We start from the raw sequence: 15,926 nt of genomic DNA, 5'->3' as shown, positions 1-15,926 counted from the left end.
CCGCCGCAGCACGGTCAGCGCTTGACTCCGTCGATGAGCGGCTTCATCCACGCGGTGACGAGGGACGCGACCACTCCGAGGAGGGCGAACCACAGCGCCACGTCGACGGCGCCTCTCCAGGTGCTGGCAAGGAACAGGCGGGCCAAGGGGATCCCGACCCCGAAGCTGACGACCGCGAGGAGCACCTCGGCGGCCAACCACCGCACTACGCGCATGATCGTCTCCTGCCCAGACGCCTCGTCCTCACTCCGGGCGTCACGCGCTCGAGCGGGCCTGCTTCCATCGGCGCCGCCCCTCAGACCAGCTCGCCCCTCCGCCGCTGCAGGTACGCCCGCTCGGCGGAGTTGCGGGTCGCGGCCAGCGCCGCGTCGTACGCGTCCCTCGCCTCACCGCTGCGGCCCAGCCGGCGCAGCAGGTCGGCGCGGGCCGCGTACCAGGCGTGGTAGCCCTCCAGCGGCAGCCGGTCGACCAGGGCGAGGGCCACCTCGGGACCGTCGAGCTCGGCCACCGCGACTGCGCGGTTCAGCGCGACGACCGGTGAGGGGTCGAAGCGCAGCAGCTGGTCGTAGAGCGCGACGACCTGCGACCAGTCGGTGTCCTGCGCGCTCGGGGCGTCGGTGTGGACGGCGTTGATCGCGGCGAGGACCTGGAAGCGTCCGGGGCGGCCCGTGGCGAGGCACTCGCGCACGAGGCCGTGTCCCTCGGCGATGAGGGCCCGGTCCCAGCCGGCCCGGTCCTGGTCCGCCAGCGTCACCAGCTGCCCGTCGCGTACGCGGGCGTCCCGCCGTGCCTCGAGGAGCAGGAGGAGGGCGAGCAGGCCGGCGACCTCCGGCTCGTCGGGCAGCAGGCGGCGCAGCTGCCGGGCCAGCCGGACCGCCTCGTCCATGAGGTCGGTACGCAGCGGAGCCCCCTCCCCGCTGGCGAGGTAGCCCTCGTTGCCGATGAGGAACAGCACCGTCAGCACGCCGCCGAGCCGCTCCGGGAGGTCGGCAGCGGCCGGGACCCGGTAGGGCACGTGGGCCGCGGCGATCTTCTTCTTCGCCCTGGTGATCCGCTGCCCCATCGTCGTCTCGGGCACGAGGAACGCCTGCGCGATCTCGGCCACGGACAGCCCGCCCAGCAGGCGGAGCGTGAGCGCGACCCGTGCCTCCGGAGCGAGCGCGGGGTGGCAGCAGGTGAACAGCAGGCGCAGCCGGTCGTCCTCGACCGGACCCGTGGGTTCGTGGGGGGTGTCGTCGTAGACCATGACGGCCGCCTGGTGCTTGGCGTCGCGCTGTCCCTCGCGGCGCAGCCGGTCGATCGCGCGGTTCCCCGCGGTCGTCGTGAGCCAGCCGCCGGGGTTGGGAGGGACGCCCGTGTCCGGCCACTTCTCCAGCGCCGCCACGAGCGCCTCGCCCGCCGCCTCCTCGGCGACGTCGATGTCGCCGAAGCGGCGGACGAGCGAGGCGACCACGCGGCCGTACTCCTCGCGGAAGACGCGCTCGACGGCACGCACGCCGGGCCGGTCGTGCGGAGCCGGCGCGCCCCCCGCGTCGTCGACGCCGATCAGGCCACGCCCTCGAAGGGGCGGACCTCGACCACGCCCCGGCACGCCTTCGACCCGGCGGCGGCGAGGGAGAGCGCCACGTCGAGGTCGGGGACGTCGACGACCCAGAACCCCCCGATGAGCTCCTTGGTCTCGAGGTACGGCCCGTCGCTCAGCACGGGAGCCTCCCCCCGGCCGTCGACGACCGTGGCGGTCGCGGCCGGCTCGAGCCCGCCGGCGAAGACCCAGTAGCCGGAGGTCTTCAGCTCCTCGTTGAAGGCACCGGTCGCGGCGAACGCCTCCTCCATCGCCTCGCGGGAGCCGTAGTCGCCGAACTCGCCGCGCTCGGCCGGGCCGTGCACGCTGAGCAGGTAGTGCGCCATGGGAGTCCTCCTCGTTCCGTACGGCCTCGGTGACCGCGTCGTACCTCCACCACGAACGGGTCGGCCCGGATACGACAACCTGCCACAGCCGGGTCCCCGCCCGCCGCGTCGCGCCGGCGCGTCCGTGGCAGCATGAGCGCATGGCAGACGGACGCGCCCAGACCGTGGCATACCCGGACCCCAGCGCGCGGTCCTACAGCCGCGAGCCCGACCACCTCGACCCCCACGTCATCGTGCTGTTCGGCGCGACCGGCGACCTCTCGCGGCGCAAGCTCCTGCCGGGCCTGGCGTACCTCGCGCTGTCCGCGCTCACCCCGGACGTGCAGGTGGTCGCGACCTCCCTCGAGGACCTCAGCACGGACCAGTTCCGCGAGTTCGCCTTCGAGGCGGTGGAGGAGTTCAGCTCGCACCCGCTGAACACCGAGCAGTGGGCGGAGTTCGCCGGCAAGCTGCGCTACGTCCCGCAGAGCGCAGGGCCCGAGGCGCTCGCCAAGGCGGTCGCGGAGGCCGAGGGCGAGCTGGGCCCGGGCGTGCGCCGCCTGCACTACCTCTCGGTCCCGCCGCGGGCCGCGCTCGCGGTCGTCACCATGCTGAGGGACGCGGGCCTCGTGGAGCGCTCCCGGGTCATCATGGAGAAGCCGTTCGGCACCGACCTGGAGAGCGCGATCCGGCTCAACGAGCAGGTCCACGCCGTCTTCGACGAGAGCCAGATCTTCCGCATCGACCACTTCCTCGGCAAGGAGGCGGCGCAGAACATCCTGGCCTTCCGCTTCGCCAACGGCCTGTTCGAGCCCATCTGGAACCGCAACTTCATCGACCACATCCAGATCGACATCCCGGAGACCCTGGGGCTCGACCGTCGCGCCGGCTTCTACGACGTCACCGGCGCGTACAAGGACATGGTCGTCACGCACCTGTTCCAGGTCATGGCCTTCGTCGCCATCGAGCCGCCCACCGCTCTGGAGCCGCGGGCGATCAGCGAGGAGAAGAACAAGGTCTTCCGCTCCCTGCTCCCGATCAACCCCGAGGACGTCGTCCGCGGCCAGTACATCGGCTACCGCAACGAGGAGGGCGTCCACCCGGACTCTGAGACCGAGACCTTCATCGCCCTGCGCGCAGGCATCGACAACTGGCGCTGGGCGGGAGTGCCGTTCTACCTGCGCACCGGCAAGCGCATGGCCGAGGGCCAGCGCATCATCTCCATCGCCTTCCGCGAGGCGCCGAAGTCGATGTTCCCCACAGGCTCCGGCGTCGGGCGCCAGGGCCCGGACCACCTCACCTTCGACCTCGCGGACGAGACCAAGGTGTCGCTGTCGTTCTACGGCAAGCGGCCGGGGCCGGGCATGCGGATGGACAAGCTGTCCATGCAGTTCTCGGCGCACGACACCTCGCACGCCGGTGACGTGCTCGAGGCGTACGAGCGGCTCATCCTCGACGCCATGCGCGACGACCACACGCTGTTCACCACCGCCGAGGGCATCGAGAGCCTGTGGGAGCGCTCGATGCCGCTGCTGCAGGACCCGCCGCCGGTGAAGCCGTACGCGCCGGGGTCCTGGGGGCCGAACGCCATCCACCAGCTCGTCGCGCCGCACGCCTGGCGCCTGCCGTTCGAGCGGACCTGGCGCAGCCCGCGCTGAGCGCTAGTCGTCCTCCGCGTCGCCCACCGTGCGGATGACCCGGAGGACGACCCAGTAGATCGCGCCGGCGCACGCCCCGGTCAGCAGCCCGGCGACGAGCGCGTGCAGCAGGCCCGTACCGGCCAGCAGGTCCTTGACCACCCAGGCGACCGTGAAGAGCGCCGCCAGGCCGAGGGCCACCTGCGCGGGAGGGTGCGGCGCGCTCGTGCGCTGTCGTCGGTCGTCCACGACGCCATCCTCCTCCTCTCCCGGGGCTGCTGCCCGCGCTCCGTCTCCTAGACTCGGCCGCATGTCCCCGGCCCCGGGCGCGCACGGGAGCACCTCGCTGCTGCGCGACGCCAACGAGGTCCTGGTGGCCGGGATCCTGCGCGAGGACGGGCCGGCGAGCCGCGCCGACCTGGGTCGCGCCACGGGCCTGTCGCGCTCGACCATCGCCGCGATCGTGGCCTCGCTGCTCCGCGCCGGCGTGCTCGTCGAGGACGGCGCCGTCGATGCCGCAGCGCGTCCCCAGGGCGGGCGCCCCGGCTCGCTCCTGCGCTTCCGCCCGGAGGTCGCCTCCGTCGCCGTGTGCGCGCTCTACCAGGGCGAAGTGGCGGTCACCCTCTGCGACGCCTCGGGCGCGGTCCGCGAGCGGTCGCTCATCCACGTGGACCTCTCGTCCGAGCGGTGCCTCGAGGAGGTGGCCGACGAGGTCGAGCGACTGGCCGGGGTCCCCGGGACGCCGCCGCTGGGGGCGGTCACCGTCCTGTCACCGGGCCTCATCGACCGGCGCACCGGGGTCTGCCTGTCGTTCCCGCCGTACGGGTGGACCGACGTGCCGCTCAAGGAACCGCTGGCACGACGGCTCGACGTGCCCGTCACCGTGCTGAGCCCGCCCTCGGCCGCCGTGCTCGGCGAGCTCGCGGACGGCGCCGCCGTCGGGCACGACGAGGTGCTCATGGTGTTCCTGCACATCGGCCTGGCCGCCGGTGCGGTGACCCGTGGACGCGTCGTCCACGGGGCCGCCGGCGCCGTCGGAGAGCTGGGCCACTGCCGCACGACCAGCTCGACGGACCCGTGCATCTGCGGCAGGGCCGGCTGCCTCGAGACGGTCGCCGCGGGCTGGGCGATCGACCGCAAGGTGCGACAGGTCCTGCGGCGCAAGGAGATCCCGCACACGCTGGCCGGGCTGGCCGCGGTCGGCAACGCTCGCGTGGACGGCCTGCTCCACGAGGCGGCCGTCGAGGTGGGCCGCGCCACTGCGTGGATGGTGAACATGCTGAACCCGAGCATCGTCCTGCTCGGCGGCACGGCGTACGCGCAGGGGGCCACGGCGTACTTCGAGCTCTTCCGCGAGACCGTCCGCGCCGAGGCGATCTCGACGGGGCACGCCGAGCCGGAATTCGCCCTGGTGGGGCCGGACTCCGACATCCGGGGGGCCATCCGCGCGGCGCTCGAGCAGCTCCCCGAACCCGTACGCCCGCGCCGTTCCTTCCACGTCTGACGCAGACCGCGCCGCAGTCCCCGTCGGGACTGCGGCGCGGCACTGCTGGGCCGGATCAGCTCTGCGCGGGCAGGCTGTTCCAGAACGAGCACTGGTGCTCGGCGGAGAAGGTGCTGTCGTTGATGGTGGTGCTGGCGCCCGCCGGGCGCAGCGAGATCATCGACCCGCGGTGGTCGTAGCGCGGCCAGGACGGCAGGCCGGCGACGCGCGGGCGACCGTTCTTCGTGAAGGCGCCCCAGTACTGCGTCATCTCGTTGGCGAGCTGCTGCTCACCCGCGTTGAACAGCGGTGCGATGGGCGTGCCGTTGTTGAAGGACGGCCAGATGTAGGCGAGCTCGGCGGCATGGCCGGCACCCCAGACGTAGCCCGGGATCTGGACGAGCCCGGGGCCGGTGCGGTTGTCGAACTCGTAGGCGTAGGTCCGAGTCCACTGCGCGAAGGTCCGGACGACGTCACGCAGTCCGCAGCCGCCGATCTGGGCGAGGATGCCGGAGTCGGTCTCGACCGCTGCCACGAGGTACGCCGCGGTGAACTGGTCCGACGTCGCGGGCCACGGGTAGTGCGCGAGGACTGCTGGCGCGTTGGAGCCGAACGTGCCGTTGACCCAGGCGAGGTACGCCGACTGGCCCTGCCCGATGAAGCCCTGGGCGAAAGTACGGCCTTCGTCGCGGTTGGCGCCGACGAGGATCGGTACGCGGGCGAACTGCCCTGCTGCCACGGCATCCTTCGGCGCGACCGGGAACGTCGACGTGCCGCTGACGAAGGACGGTCCGAACGACGAGCTCGCGTCGAGCAGCGTCGCCACCGGGAGACCCCGCAGGCACGACAGATCCCCTGCCGCGCAACCGGTCTTGGCGGCGAAGGCTGCGCCGTTCGCCTCCGCCCTAGCTTGGGTGATGCTCGGGCACGAGCCGCTCTGGATCATCGCCCGCTTGAAGAGTCCGCGCGAGCCCGGCGCGACGAGGTGCCCGCAGACGGAGAAGCCGCCGGCGGACTCACCGTCGATGGTGACGGCTCCGGGCTTGCCGCCGAAGCGGGCGATGTTCGCCTGCACCCAGCGCAGCGCCGCCTGCTGGTCGAGGAACCCGTAGTTGCCCGACTCGCCGCCCTCGGAGGTGAGGGCGGGCAGGCCGAGGAAACCGAAGACCCCGAGCCGGTAGTTGAAGGAGACGCCGATCACGCCGGTGTCGTGGACGAGCTTGGTCTCGTCGTTCTGGGCGCCGCTGCCGTTGACCAGGCCGCCGCCGTGGATGAACACGTGCACGGGCAGGCGGGCTCCCGCTTGCACACCGGCGGGACGCCACACGTTGATGACGAGGCAGTCCTCGGTCTCGGACCGCGGGCCGTTGGTGCTGGGCAGCACCGGACAGGGGTTGCCGAAGGCCGTGGCGTCGCGCGTGCCCGGCCACGGCGTTGCGGGCTGCGGCGGCTTCCAGCGCAGGGCGCCGGTGGGCGCCGCGGCGTACGGGATGCCGAGGAACGCGTCCACACCGCCGCTGCTGCTGCCACGGACGGCACCGGACGCCGTCGTCACGACGGGGCCCGGCGCTGCCGACGCGGTGGTGGGCGTGAGAGCGCCGGCGCCGACCACCAGCGCGGCCGTCGCGGTCGCGAGGGCGGAGAGCCTGCGCGCGCGGGTCCTCCTGCGCCGTCGGGCAGCGGGGAGGAGGGTCAGGGCAGTGGTCACAGTCGTCCCTTCGTCGGGGTACTGGATGTCCGCACGAGCGCGCGCGGGCGGCGGGAGGGCGGCCACGTCTGCCTGCCCCTCACCGAGGTTCTGCCTAGGACCTACGCAGGCGAAAGCGACTATTCCCCCGCTTCACAGGGGTGTCAAGGGCTCGCCCGCCTCCTGCCCGGAGTCCTCCGTCCAGGCCCCCGCTCGGCTGCCGGCGTGCGCTCAGGCCTGCGCCGCCACCGTCGACCCGCTGTCGTAGCGCTCCTGAGCAGCGAGGAGGTCGTCGGTGTGGGCACCGAACCAGGTCAGCAGTCCGCAGAGGGGCTCGGCGAGGCTCTCACCGAGCGCGGTGAGCGAGTAGGTCACCTGGGGCGGGGTCGTCGCCTCCACGTGCCGGTCGACCAGCCCTGCCCGGGCCAGCGACTTCAGGTTCTGCGACAGCATCTTCTGGCTGATGCCGCCGATCCGCTGGTGCAGCTCGGAGAAGCGGTGCGGGCCAGTGATGAGTGCCGCGATGATCAGGGTGCCCCAGCGGGTGGTCACCTGGTCGGAGATGGCGCGGGAGGGACAGCGGCGGTCGAAGGTGTCGCCGGCGAGGAGCCGGAACGCGGACTGCAGCTGCGGACTCACCGGCATGGCAGCACCTTACCAAAAGGTGCCTACTTCCGAGAAGTGAGCACGTTCCCTAGCGTCAGTGCCATGAGCGATCTGAAGAACCGCACAGCACTCGTCACCGGCGCCTCCAAGGGGATCGGCGCCCATCTCGCCTCCGCTCTCGCCGCCGCAGGGGCCGCAGTGGTGGTGAACTACCGGACTGACGCCGCCGGCGCTCAGAGGGTCGTGGACGACATCGTCGCCGCGGGAGGACAGGCGCTCGCGGTGCAGGGTGACGTCGGCCAGCGCGCCGACGTCGAGGCGATGTTCACCGCTGCCCGCAACGCCTTCGGCCCCGTCGACATCCTCGTCAACAACGCCGCGGTCGTCGCGTTCGCGCCGCTCTCCGCCCTGACCGAGGAGGACTTCCACCGCCAGGTGGACACGAACGTGCTCGGCCCGCTGCTGACCATGCAGGCCTTCGCGGCTCAGGACGACCTCGGCCGGTCCGCCTCGATCGTCAACATCTCCACCGCCGGCACCTCCACCCACCCACCGTTCAGCTCCGTGTACGTCGCGACCAAGAGCGCCCTGAACTCCGCGACCCGCGTGGCGGCCAGGGAACTGGCCCCGCGCGGCGTACGGGTCAATGCCGTCGCGCCGAGCGCGTCCGACACCGACGGCACCCGCGCGATGGGCTTCCCCGGATCGCCGGCAGCCGAGGCCGCGGTCGCGGAGATCCCCCTGGGCCGGCTGGGCGTACCCGAGGACTACGGCCAGGTGGTGGCCTTCCTGGCCTCCGATGCCGCCCGGTGGATCACCGGGGAGGTGCTGTTCGTCAGCGGGGGTCAGCGCTGACGGCGAGCTCCTCGGCCTGGGCATGCCCGAAGGGGCCGTGCGGCGCGGCGTCCTACGACCAGTCGCGCGGCAGCCGCGTGTGGCGCGACATGCGCACCTGCGGCAACGCGATGGACCTGTGCGCCTCCCCGTACGCGGCGGGCACTCGCGCCGACCTCCGCCCGCGACGACGCGAGCCGGGCGGGGACCACGGGCACCCGCGGAGGTGGCTCGTCCTGAGCAGCCGGGCGTTCCGACGTGGCGGAGCAACGGGCGACCTCCGTCCGCCTCGGGCCGGGAAGCGAGGGAACGAGTCGAGCACGCGCCCGGACGTCCCGTGGTGCCGGTGAGCGGACGTCGCGCGGGCAAGTCCGCTCCTGATGAGCGACAGTCGGGGGACGATGTCGGGGCCGTACCGTGCCTGCAGCAGCGCGCACGTCAGCGCGCGAGCAGCAACGCCTCGGTTTCGGCGCTGCTGGCCGGTCGTCCCAGGTAGAACCCCTGACCGAGGTCCACGTCCAGCGCGGTGACCAGCTCGAGCTGCCGGGCGTCCTCGATGCCCTCGGCCACGACCTGCAGCCCGAGCGCGTGGCCGAGGGTGACCACGGCCGCCGCGATCGCGGCGTCCGTGCTGCTCGTGGCGAGGTGGCGCACGAAGGACTGGTCGATCTTGACGCAGCTCACCGGGAAGCGCTGCAGCCACGCGAGCGAGGACGCCCCCGTCCCGAAGTCGTCGAGCGCGAAGGTGACGCCGAGGGCGGCTACCTGGTCCAGCTGGTGGGCTGCGGCGTCGACGTCGGCGAAGGCTCTGGTCTCGGTCACCTCCAGCTCGAGCCGGCCGGGGTCGAGCCCGCTTCCGGACAGGGCACTGCTGACGGCGCCGACGAGGCCCGGGTGGAGCACCTCCTCGGCCGAGGTGTTGACCTGGAGCCGGACACCCTCGCCCCCGCGCCAGCCCTGCACGTCCCGGCACGCCCGGTCGAGCACGAACGCGCCCAGCGGGAGGATCAGGCCACTGTCGAGCGCGGCCTCCAGGAAGTCCTCAGGCAGGAGCAGGCCGCGCTGCGGGTGCTCCCAGCGCACGAGGGCCTCGACACCGGCGATGCGCCCTGTCGCCAGCTCCGTCTTCGGCTGGTAGTGCACGACCAGCTCGCCGTGGGCCAGGGCGCGGCGCAGCTCGTCGGCGACGTCTGCCCGCAGCGAGGCGTGCTCGCGCAGACGGGGGCTGAAGACCTCCGTCCTGTCACGGCCCCTCCGCTTCGCCTCGTACAGCGCGGTGTCGGCCATGCGGAGGAGCTCCTCGGCGGGCAGCGGGGAGCTCGTCGTGACGACGCCGAGGGACAGCGTCAGGTGGACGGCGCGCCCCTCCAGGACGTACTCCCCGCCGACGGCCGCTCGCACCCGCTCCGCTGCCCGCACAGGCGCGACGACCGTGTCGGGGAGGTCCTCCAACAGCAGGACGAACTCGTCGCCGCCGAAGCGGGCGACCGTGTCCTCGGGGCGCAGCGCCGCCTCCATGCGGCGGGAGACCTCCTGGAGCAGAGCGTCGCCGGCGGCGTGCCCCAGGCGGTCGTTGACCTCCTTGAAGCCGTCGAGGTCGCAGAGCACGAGGGCGAGGGGCGCGCGGTGCCTGGCGAGCCGCGCACGAGCACGACCCACCCGCTCCTCGAACAGGCGGCGGTTGGCGAGCCCGGTGAGGGCGTCGTGCAGCGCGTCGTGGGCGAGCGCCCGCAGAGCCTCGCGCTGCGGGGAGACGTCGCGGTACTGGCAGGCGTAGCGCTCCCTGCCCACGGCCACGCACACGACCGCCCACGTCCCGGGGGAGCCCGAGGGATCGGCGCTGCTGGGCCAGGGCAGCTCACCCTCCCAGCGGCCCCCCGTCAGCTGCAGCTGGCGCAGCGCGGCGAGGAGCGGCCCACTGCCGGTGGGCAGGACGGCGGAGAGCGGCACCCCCGCGAGGGGGCCCTGCCGCATCACCCGCTCCGTCGCACCGTTCGCGTACTCGTGCAGGAAGTCAGTACCCCCGCTGCCGTCGGGTACGGCCCGCAGCAGCACGACCCCCTCCCCGGGGTTGTCGCCCAGGCCCTCGGCGAGCGCGGACCAGTCCTCCAGCTCCACCCGGGGCTAGAGCGGGAGGACGAGGTGACCCTCGTCGCAGCGCGGCGAGCCGGCCACCCCGGGGTGCCCGAACCTGCAGGTCGTGTGCCGGCTGGGCCGGTGGGTCCGCGGGTCACGCTCGACGTCGGCAGGGGCTGTCGCCGCGGACGCCGCCACCAGCTGGGCGGGTGGCAGGCCCGGCTCGCCGGAACCCCGCACGATCAGCAGCCGCATCCCGCTCGCCTGCGCCTGGGCGGCGGCGGTGCCCTTTAGGCCGCGCACCACGACCGTCCTGCCGCGGTGCCGCTCACGGCGGACGAGGTTGAGCAGGAAGCCCTGCGCCTCGTGCTCCCAGCTGCGCAGGCGCGTGAGGTCGATGACGAGACCGTCGGGTCGTCCGGTGACAGCGCCTCCGACATCGGCCCGGAACTCCGCGATGCGGCGGTCGGGCGCGTCACCGCTGATCTCGAGCACGAGGCACCCGGGCTCGTCGAGCACCCGGACCTGGGTGAAGCCGTCTGGCTGGTCGTCCATCGGACGGTCCGCCTGTCTCCCTCCGCGAGCGGAGGGGCTCAGTCCCGCACTGGGACCTGGGTGCAGCGTACGCCGGGGCGCGACGCTGTGCCGCGGGCCCTCCCTCTCGACCTCCACCTCCACCTACGAGTGCGTGGAAGGGAACGAGTTCCTCGATGGGGTGACCCGACCCGCTGGCCGCCACCTCCCCCGGCCGGAGCCGCCTCTGGTCGTCGAGGAGCGGGCGATGGACGACGTCGGAGGAGCGTCCCAGGCCGGATCGCCTCCATCGTCGTCCTGGAGGCGGCGAGGCGGGTCGAAGGAGCTCCGGAGCAGCACCACGATGCCGAGCAGCATGAGCGGCAGAGGCACCACGACCTAGCGAGCGCTGCGCCACAGCGCGGTCGCGAGCAGGCCCGGCGCGAGCAGGAGCAGAGCGGCCACCGCGAGGAGGCAGTACCCCTGGACCTGCTCGCCCGAGGGCGGGTGGCACGCACCCATGAGGCAGCCGCTCACCATGATGGATCCGAGGAAGCCCGCGACCGTCGCCGCCGGGACGGCGGCCACCCCGACCGCGCCTACCAGCACGACCTGCCACCAGCGTCGTCGGCGGTGCGTCGACGGCGGGAGCGGGAGAGGGGGCCCGGGGGGCAGAGCCGCGAGGATCTCCGGGGACAGTGCGTGCTGGGAGGTCATGTCCTGAGGCTGCCGCGACGAGGGTGACCGCGCCTGAGCGGGACTACTCATCTGCTCCGCCACACGTCCCGGGGCGTTGGTGAACCGGATCGCTCGACCAGGGTCTCCCCTGTCCGTGAAGAAGACCCGGATGCTCGCGGCGTCCCTGCTGCTCCCGCTGACGCTCGTCGCCCCGCACGCCGAGGCGGACACCTCGGAGGGGACGCGGCTGCACGAGGTCGCGCTCAGCGCCCCCACCGCTCCGCTCACCGGCGCGCACGTCGGTCACCTGTCGGTGAGCGTGCACCTCTCGAACCCGGCCGGCGTCCGCGTCGGCACGGCCCTGCAGCAGCTGGAGGCCGGGGACGAGCAGCCGACCTCGACCTGCCCCTGCGTGCGCCTGGTCCGGTCCGGGCCGCTCGAGATCGCCAGCAGCGACCTGCAGGCGCCGCTCCAGCTGAGCGCAGGCACGCCGGTGGACGGCACGTGGACGGCTCAGGTCCCGGTGACCGCGGCGCAGGCCGGCACCTGGCACGTCGAGACCGTGGGGATCGTGCCCGAGGGGGACGGCGGCGACAATCGCTTCGACCCGCCGCCGGTCCCGCCCGTCGTCGTCCGCGGCAGCGACCCGGTGGTGCTGTCGCTGGTCCCCGCGACGCGCCTGCCCGTCAAGGCCGGCAGCCCGGTCGTCTACCGCGTCGTCGCCCGTACGCGGGACACGCACCGGCCGGTGCCGGGGCTGCGCATCGGCGTGCTGGCCTGGGAGTACTGCGACCCGCACCCCTGGGGCACCTTCGTGCGCACGGGCGTCGACGGGACGGTGCGGTGGGCCTACCCGCGGAGCCGACCCGGCTCCTCCGTCGTCCTGCGCCGCCCGCTGGGCGGCGACGAGTCCGTCGTCGGCACCGGGCGCCGCGGGGAGCAGACGTGCTCGCCCGTCGCGCCGTACGCCGGCTCGGTCACCGCCCGGGCGGCACGCACGAGCGTCCGCGCGGGCACCGATGTCGCCATCACCGGACGGGCCGGGTGGGCGTGCCGCGACGCGCGGCCGCAACTCCAGCGCAAGGTCGGCCGCGCCTGGCGAGCGGTCGGCAGGACGCAGGTGCACCTCCAGCGCGGGCCGGAGTGGCTGGCCGGCTGCACGTACCGCGTCCTCGCAACCCCGCACGCCGGCACGAACGTCTACCGCGTAAGGCAGCCGCCGACCGCCTACGGGTCGCGCGCAGCCTCGACGCGCGCCTTCCACCTGACCGGCCGCTAGCGCACCCGGCCCCACGCTTGGACGGTCGCGGACCAGCAGACTCGCACCCCCTCCAACACGTACCAGGCCCAACCGCGACGGCCATGTCACGCCCTCAGGCAACGCACTCTCATGCCGATTTGCGGCTGTTCGCGCACGTCGGGCTCCCCCTCTACGTGCTTCCGTACGGCCTCAGGACGGAGGACGGTGGCGGCGAGAAGGGCCGCCCCCGGGGTGGGGGCGGCCCTTCGCGGTGCTGGTGGTGCTAGTAGGTGACGGTGATGTCGGCGCGGCGGTTGAGGGCCTTGCCGGCGGGGGTGGCGTTGCTGGCCTTGGGATCGGCCTCGCCCTTGGTCTCGACGACGGTGTGCAGGTGCAGCCCGGCGGTGAGGGCGGCGGCGACGCGCGCGGCGCGGCGCTGCCCGAGCCACATGCCGTAGGCGGCGGTGCCGCGGTCGTCGGTGTGCCCGACCACCGTCACGCCGGTGACGCCGACGAGGTGTCGGCGCAGACCGGCCAGCATCCGCGCCTGGACAGGGGTGAGCTTGCTCGAGTCCGACGAGAAGTACACCGGGGCGAGCGTCACGTGCTCCAGCACTACCCGGGTGGCGCGGCTGCCGGTCACCGCTGCCCGGGAGTCGCGGGGGGTGATTGACGCGGTCGCGGTCGCGGTCACGCCGCCGACGGTGTTCGCGAGTGCCCGGCCGAGGGCGTTGAGCCGGACGTGCGTGATGACGGTGCGGGCGCCGGTCCGGGCCTTGACGGTGCCGCTGCCGATGACCTCATGCCGGCCGGACACGGTCGCGGTCAGGGTGACCGTGCACGCCCCCACCGTCGAAGCGTTCAGGGCACAGCGCACCGGAACCGTCGCACGCGCGGTCGCGCCGGTCGCGACCGCGAGCGCCGCCACCGACACGTGCACGGCAGCCGTCCCCCCGGTCGCCGGCTTGGCCGTCGCACCCGAGCCGGTGCTGCCCGTACCCGTCGTGCCGGTGCCCGTCGTGCCACTGCTTCCGGCGCTGGCGGCACCGGACCCGGTGCTCGCGGTGCCGGTGACGACGGCGGTGTAGGTGCCGGTCACGATCGAGCCCAGGGCGTCGGTGAACCGGTAGGTCACCGGGTGGGCGGTGCCGACGAACCCGGCGACGGGGACGAAGGTGATGGTTCCGGTGGAAGCATCGAGGGCGTAGGTGCCCTCCGCCACAGTCATGGTCGTGACGGGCGCGCCGTTGCCGTCGAGCAGGGTGATCGCCCCGCCGGTCGGGACGGGGAGGACGGTCTGCTGCGTGCCGGTGTTCGCCCCGGTGGACCCCGCGGTGGTCGGCGGGACGGTGACCGGCAGCTCCATCGCCCGGGGCCCGCCCTGCGGGTCGACACCGGTCGCGAGGAACGTGTGGTGCCCCGCCTCCAGAGACGCCGGAACGGTGACCGGGACGGAGAAGTTGCCGTTGGCGTCGGTGGTGACCGTGCCGAGGTCGATCGGGCTGGAGTAGACCATGACCTTGGCCGTGGAGTACGGCGCGAACCCGGTGCCGATGACCGTGATCTGCTGGCTGGGGACCGCGAGCGCGATCTGCCCCTTGTCCGTGGTCAGCGTGACCGGGACGTTGGCCGGAACCGTGGCCGGGGCCACAGGAGCGGCGGGCACGACCGCGTTCGACGCGGCCGACGGGGCCGAGTCCGAGCTGCTCGGGTCGTGCGCGACGACGGTGAAGGTCGTCGGCACCCCGGCCTCGGCGCCGAACACGCACGAGGTGTCCGACGCGGAGTGCGTCGCGCACGTCCCGTTACCCGGGTGCGCGGTCACGGTGTAGCCGGTCACGCCAGGCACCGCGGCCCAGGACGCCGTCACCGAGGAGGTCCCAGCGACCGCGACCGGAGCGGTCGGCGTCGCTGCGCGGCCGAGAGCGGGGACCACGGAGGCGGACGCGGTGGCAGGGCCCGTGCCGATCGCGTTCACCGCGCGGACGCGGACGGTGTAGGTGGTGCCGTTCGTCAGCCCGGTCAGGTCGGCGGTGAGCGCGCCCGTCAGGGCGGACGTGGTCAGGGCGGTCCAGGTGGTGCCGCCGTCGGTCGAGACTTCGTACCCGGTGATGGGCGAGTGCCCGGTACGCACCGGGGACTGGAAGGAGAGGTGCGCCCCGCGGTCGGCGCGGCTGACGACGAGCGAGGTGGGAGCGCCGGGCGCTGTGGGGTCCGCGGGCGCCATGATGACGCCGCCGCCGTCGAGGGCGACGTAGACGTCGTCGGTCGGCGAGCCGTTGACGCCGATCGGCCACGAGGAGGCCGGGAACGGTGTCGCCCACTGCGCGGTCACGGCGCCGCTGGGGTCGATCTTGGTGAGGCCGCCAGCGCGGGTGGACTCGCTGGCGTAGATGTTGCCCTGCGAGTCCATGTCGAGGTCGGCGGGACGGTTCACGGTCGCCCACGCCTGCGTGAACGTGCCGTTCGCGTCGATCTTGGAGATGAACCCGCCACGCCATGCCGCGGCGTAGACGTCGTCGTTGGGGGCGACGACAAGGGCCTCGAGGCTCGAGCCGAGGGGCACGGGGTAGGTGTTGAGCAGGTTGCCCTGAAGGTCGTACTCGGTGATCGAGTCGCCGCCGTTGTTGGCGCTCCACAGGTGCTGCTGGGAGTCGAACGCCAGGCCGTACGGACCGGTCGGCGTCGCAAACGTGGTGAGCTGACCGGTCGCTGTGTCGATCTTGTCGATCTCGTTGGCGCTCATCGCGGCGACGTAGAGGTTGCCGGCGTGGTCGAGGACGAGCTCCTGCGCGTAGGCATTCGCCGGCAGCTGGACCCAGGTGGCGTTGACGACACCGAGCGGGCTCACCTTGACGACGTACTGGTGCGCCTGGTCGGGCGCGTACACGGTGCCGTCGGGAGCCACCGTGATGCCCTCAGTCACAGACCCTGCGGGCAGCACAGCCCAGTTGACGTCGAGGTTGCCGTAGGGGTCGAGCTTGACGATGCGGTTCTTGCACTCGTCGGCGCCGTAGTAGTTGCCTTGGGAGTCGAACGCCCCCTGGTAGATGCACGACCCCGACCCCGTCGAGTAGAGGGTGGTCGTCGCGGCCCAGGCCGGAGTCTGCACCGCGAGGAGGCCGGCCAGCGGCAGCGCCGCGCTGACCACTCCGGCTACCTTGCGCCCTGCCCGCGGCGAGCGCCGCGCCCCACGCCTGCTCGTCTCGTCCTTCAACGTCCCGTGTCCTTCCGATGAAGCGGTCCCCCGCGCCCGGTCACGCCGGCCGGCTCACCGCAACATCG

14 protein-coding genes are annotated in these 15,926 nt (G+C 73.3%); 4 read left to right on the top strand and 10 right to left on the bottom strand.

Features of this window, described 5'->3' with window-relative positions; genetic code table 11:
- Nucleotides 1-14 precede the first annotated feature (14 nt).
- The 3 genes from EV189_RS19475 to EV189_RS19465 form a co-directional block, all read right to left on the bottom strand.
- Nucleotides 15-215 (bottom strand): hypothetical protein, encoded by a 201-nt coding sequence (locus tag EV189_RS19475; protein ID WP_130494681.1) that lies wholly within the window; start codon nucleotides 213-215, stop codon nucleotides 15-17.
- A gap of 80 nt (nucleotides 216-295) precedes the next feature.
- The gene (locus EV189_RS19470; RefSeq protein WP_130494680.1) at nucleotides 296-1,495 is read right to left on the bottom strand and encodes an RNA polymerase sigma factor; all 1,200 of its coding nucleotides are present in this window, start codon (nucleotides 1,493-1,495) and stop codon (nucleotides 296-298) included.
- 50 nt (nucleotides 1,496-1,545) lie between these two features.
- Nucleotides 1,546-1,908, bottom strand: a complete 363-nt coding sequence (locus EV189_RS19465) for a YciI family protein (RefSeq protein ID WP_130494679.1) — start codon at nucleotides 1,906-1,908, stop codon at nucleotides 1,546-1,548.
- Between the two features lie 140 nt (nucleotides 1,909-2,048).
- Here EV189_RS19465 and zwf point away from each other — a divergent pair, with 140 nt between their 5' ends.
- Complete coding sequence (zwf, locus tag EV189_RS19460) at nucleotides 2,049-3,545, top strand: glucose-6-phosphate dehydrogenase (RefSeq protein ID WP_130494678.1); 1,497 nt, start codon at nucleotides 2,049-2,051, stop codon at nucleotides 3,543-3,545.
- 3 nt (nucleotides 3,546-3,548) lie between these two features.
- Here the strand turns inward: zwf and EV189_RS19455 are convergent, their stop codons facing one another.
- Entirely contained in the window at nucleotides 3,549-3,773 is a 225-nt protein-coding gene (locus EV189_RS19455; RefSeq protein WP_130494677.1) for a hypothetical protein, read from the bottom strand.
- A gap of 61 nt (nucleotides 3,774-3,834) precedes the next feature.
- Between EV189_RS19455 and EV189_RS19450 the strand changes: the two genes are divergently transcribed.
- Nucleotides 3,835-5,028: an ROK family transcriptional regulator gene (locus tag EV189_RS19450; protein WP_130494676.1), complete on the top strand. Its 1,194-nt coding sequence runs from the start codon at nucleotides 3,835-3,837 to the stop codon at nucleotides 5,026-5,028.
- Nucleotides 5,029-5,083: 55 nt separating this feature from the next.
- On the opposite strand, the gene EV189_RS19445 is transcribed toward EV189_RS19450, so the two are convergent.
- Nucleotides 5,084-6,715 (bottom strand): carboxylesterase/lipase family protein, encoded by a 1,632-nt coding sequence (locus tag EV189_RS19445; protein WP_231116590.1) that lies wholly within the window; start codon nucleotides 6,713-6,715, stop codon nucleotides 5,084-5,086.
- Between the two features lie 210 nt (nucleotides 6,716-6,925).
- Nucleotides 6,926-7,339 (bottom strand): winged helix-turn-helix transcriptional regulator, encoded by a 414-nt coding sequence (locus tag EV189_RS19440; protein WP_130494675.1) that lies wholly within the window; start codon nucleotides 7,337-7,339, stop codon nucleotides 6,926-6,928.
- Between the two features lie 63 nt (nucleotides 7,340-7,402).
- Here EV189_RS19440 and EV189_RS19435 point away from each other — a divergent pair, with 63 nt between their 5' ends.
- Entirely contained in the window at nucleotides 7,403-8,155 is a 753-nt protein-coding gene (locus EV189_RS19435; RefSeq protein ID WP_130494674.1) for an SDR family NAD(P)-dependent oxidoreductase, read from the top strand.
- Nucleotides 8,156-8,572: 417 nt separating this feature from the next.
- Here EV189_RS19435 and EV189_RS19430 read toward each other — a convergent pair whose 3' ends face one another.
- The 3 genes from EV189_RS19430 to EV189_RS19420 all read right to left on the bottom strand — a co-directional run bounded on the left by EV189_RS19430 (nucleotide 8,573) and on the right by EV189_RS19420 (nucleotide 11,440).
- Entirely contained in the window at nucleotides 8,573-10,252 is a 1,680-nt protein-coding gene (locus tag EV189_RS19430; protein ID WP_130494673.1) for a putative bifunctional diguanylate cyclase/phosphodiesterase, read from the bottom strand.
- 6 nt (nucleotides 10,253-10,258) lie between these two features.
- Entirely contained in the window at nucleotides 10,259-10,765 is a 507-nt protein-coding gene (locus tag EV189_RS19425; protein ID WP_130494672.1) for an STAS domain-containing protein, read from the bottom strand.
- A 357-nt stretch (nucleotides 10,766-11,122) separates the two neighbouring features.
- Nucleotides 11,123-11,440 (bottom strand): hypothetical protein, encoded by a 318-nt coding sequence (locus EV189_RS19420; protein ID WP_130494671.1) that lies wholly within the window; start codon nucleotides 11,438-11,440, stop codon nucleotides 11,123-11,125.
- Nucleotides 11,441-11,555: 115 nt separating this feature from the next.
- On the opposite strand from EV189_RS19420, the gene EV189_RS19415 reads away from it, so the two are divergent.
- Nucleotides 11,556-12,680: a hypothetical protein gene (locus EV189_RS19415; protein ID WP_130494670.1), complete on the top strand. Its 1,125-nt coding sequence runs from the start codon at nucleotides 11,556-11,558 to the stop codon at nucleotides 12,678-12,680.
- Between the two features lie 244 nt (nucleotides 12,681-12,924).
- Here EV189_RS19415 and EV189_RS19410 read toward each other — a convergent pair whose 3' ends face one another.
- Complete coding sequence (locus tag EV189_RS19410; RefSeq protein WP_130494669.1) at nucleotides 12,925-15,792, bottom strand: virginiamycin B lyase family protein; 2,868 nt, start codon at nucleotides 15,790-15,792, stop codon at nucleotides 12,925-12,927.
- Nucleotides 15,793-15,926 lie beyond the last annotated feature (134 nt).

The organism is Motilibacter rhizosphaerae, from assembly GCF_004216915.1.
Classification (GTDB): Bacteria; Actinomycetota; Actinomycetes; order Motilibacterales; family Motilibacteraceae; genus Motilibacter; species Motilibacter rhizosphaerae.
This window is presented reverse-complemented; position numbering and strand designations above follow the sequence as displayed.

Bases quoted from the DNA above. Each gene is read 5' to 3' on its own strand.
- EV189_RS19475 (WP_130494681.1), bottom strand. From the start codon at position 215: ATGCGCGTAGTGCGGTGGTTGGCCGCCGAGGTGCTCCTCGCGGTCGTC.
- EV189_RS19465 (WP_130494679.1), bottom strand. From the start codon at position 1,908: ATGGCGCACTACCTGCTCAGCGTGCACGGCCCGGCCGAGCGCGGCGAG.
- zwf (WP_130494678.1), top strand. From the start codon at position 2,049: ATGGCAGACGGACGCGCCCAGACCGTGGCATACCCGGACCCCAGCGCG.
- EV189_RS19450 (WP_130494676.1), top strand. From the start codon at position 3,835: ATGTCCCCGGCCCCGGGCGCGCACGGGAGCACCTCGCTGCTGCGCGAC.
- EV189_RS19440 (WP_130494675.1), bottom strand. From the start codon at position 7,339: ATGCCGGTGAGTCCGCAGCTGCAGTCCGCGTTCCGGCTCCTCGCCGGC.
- EV189_RS19435 (WP_130494674.1), top strand. From the start codon at position 7,403: ATGAGCGATCTGAAGAACCGCACAGCACTCGTCACCGGCGCCTCCAAG.
- EV189_RS19425 (WP_130494672.1), bottom strand. From the start codon at position 10,765: ATGGACGACCAGCCAGACGGCTTCACCCAGGTCCGGGTGCTCGACGAG.
- EV189_RS19420 (WP_130494671.1), bottom strand. From the start codon at position 11,440: ATGACCTCCCAGCACGCACTGTCCCCGGAGATCCTCGCGGCTCTGCCC.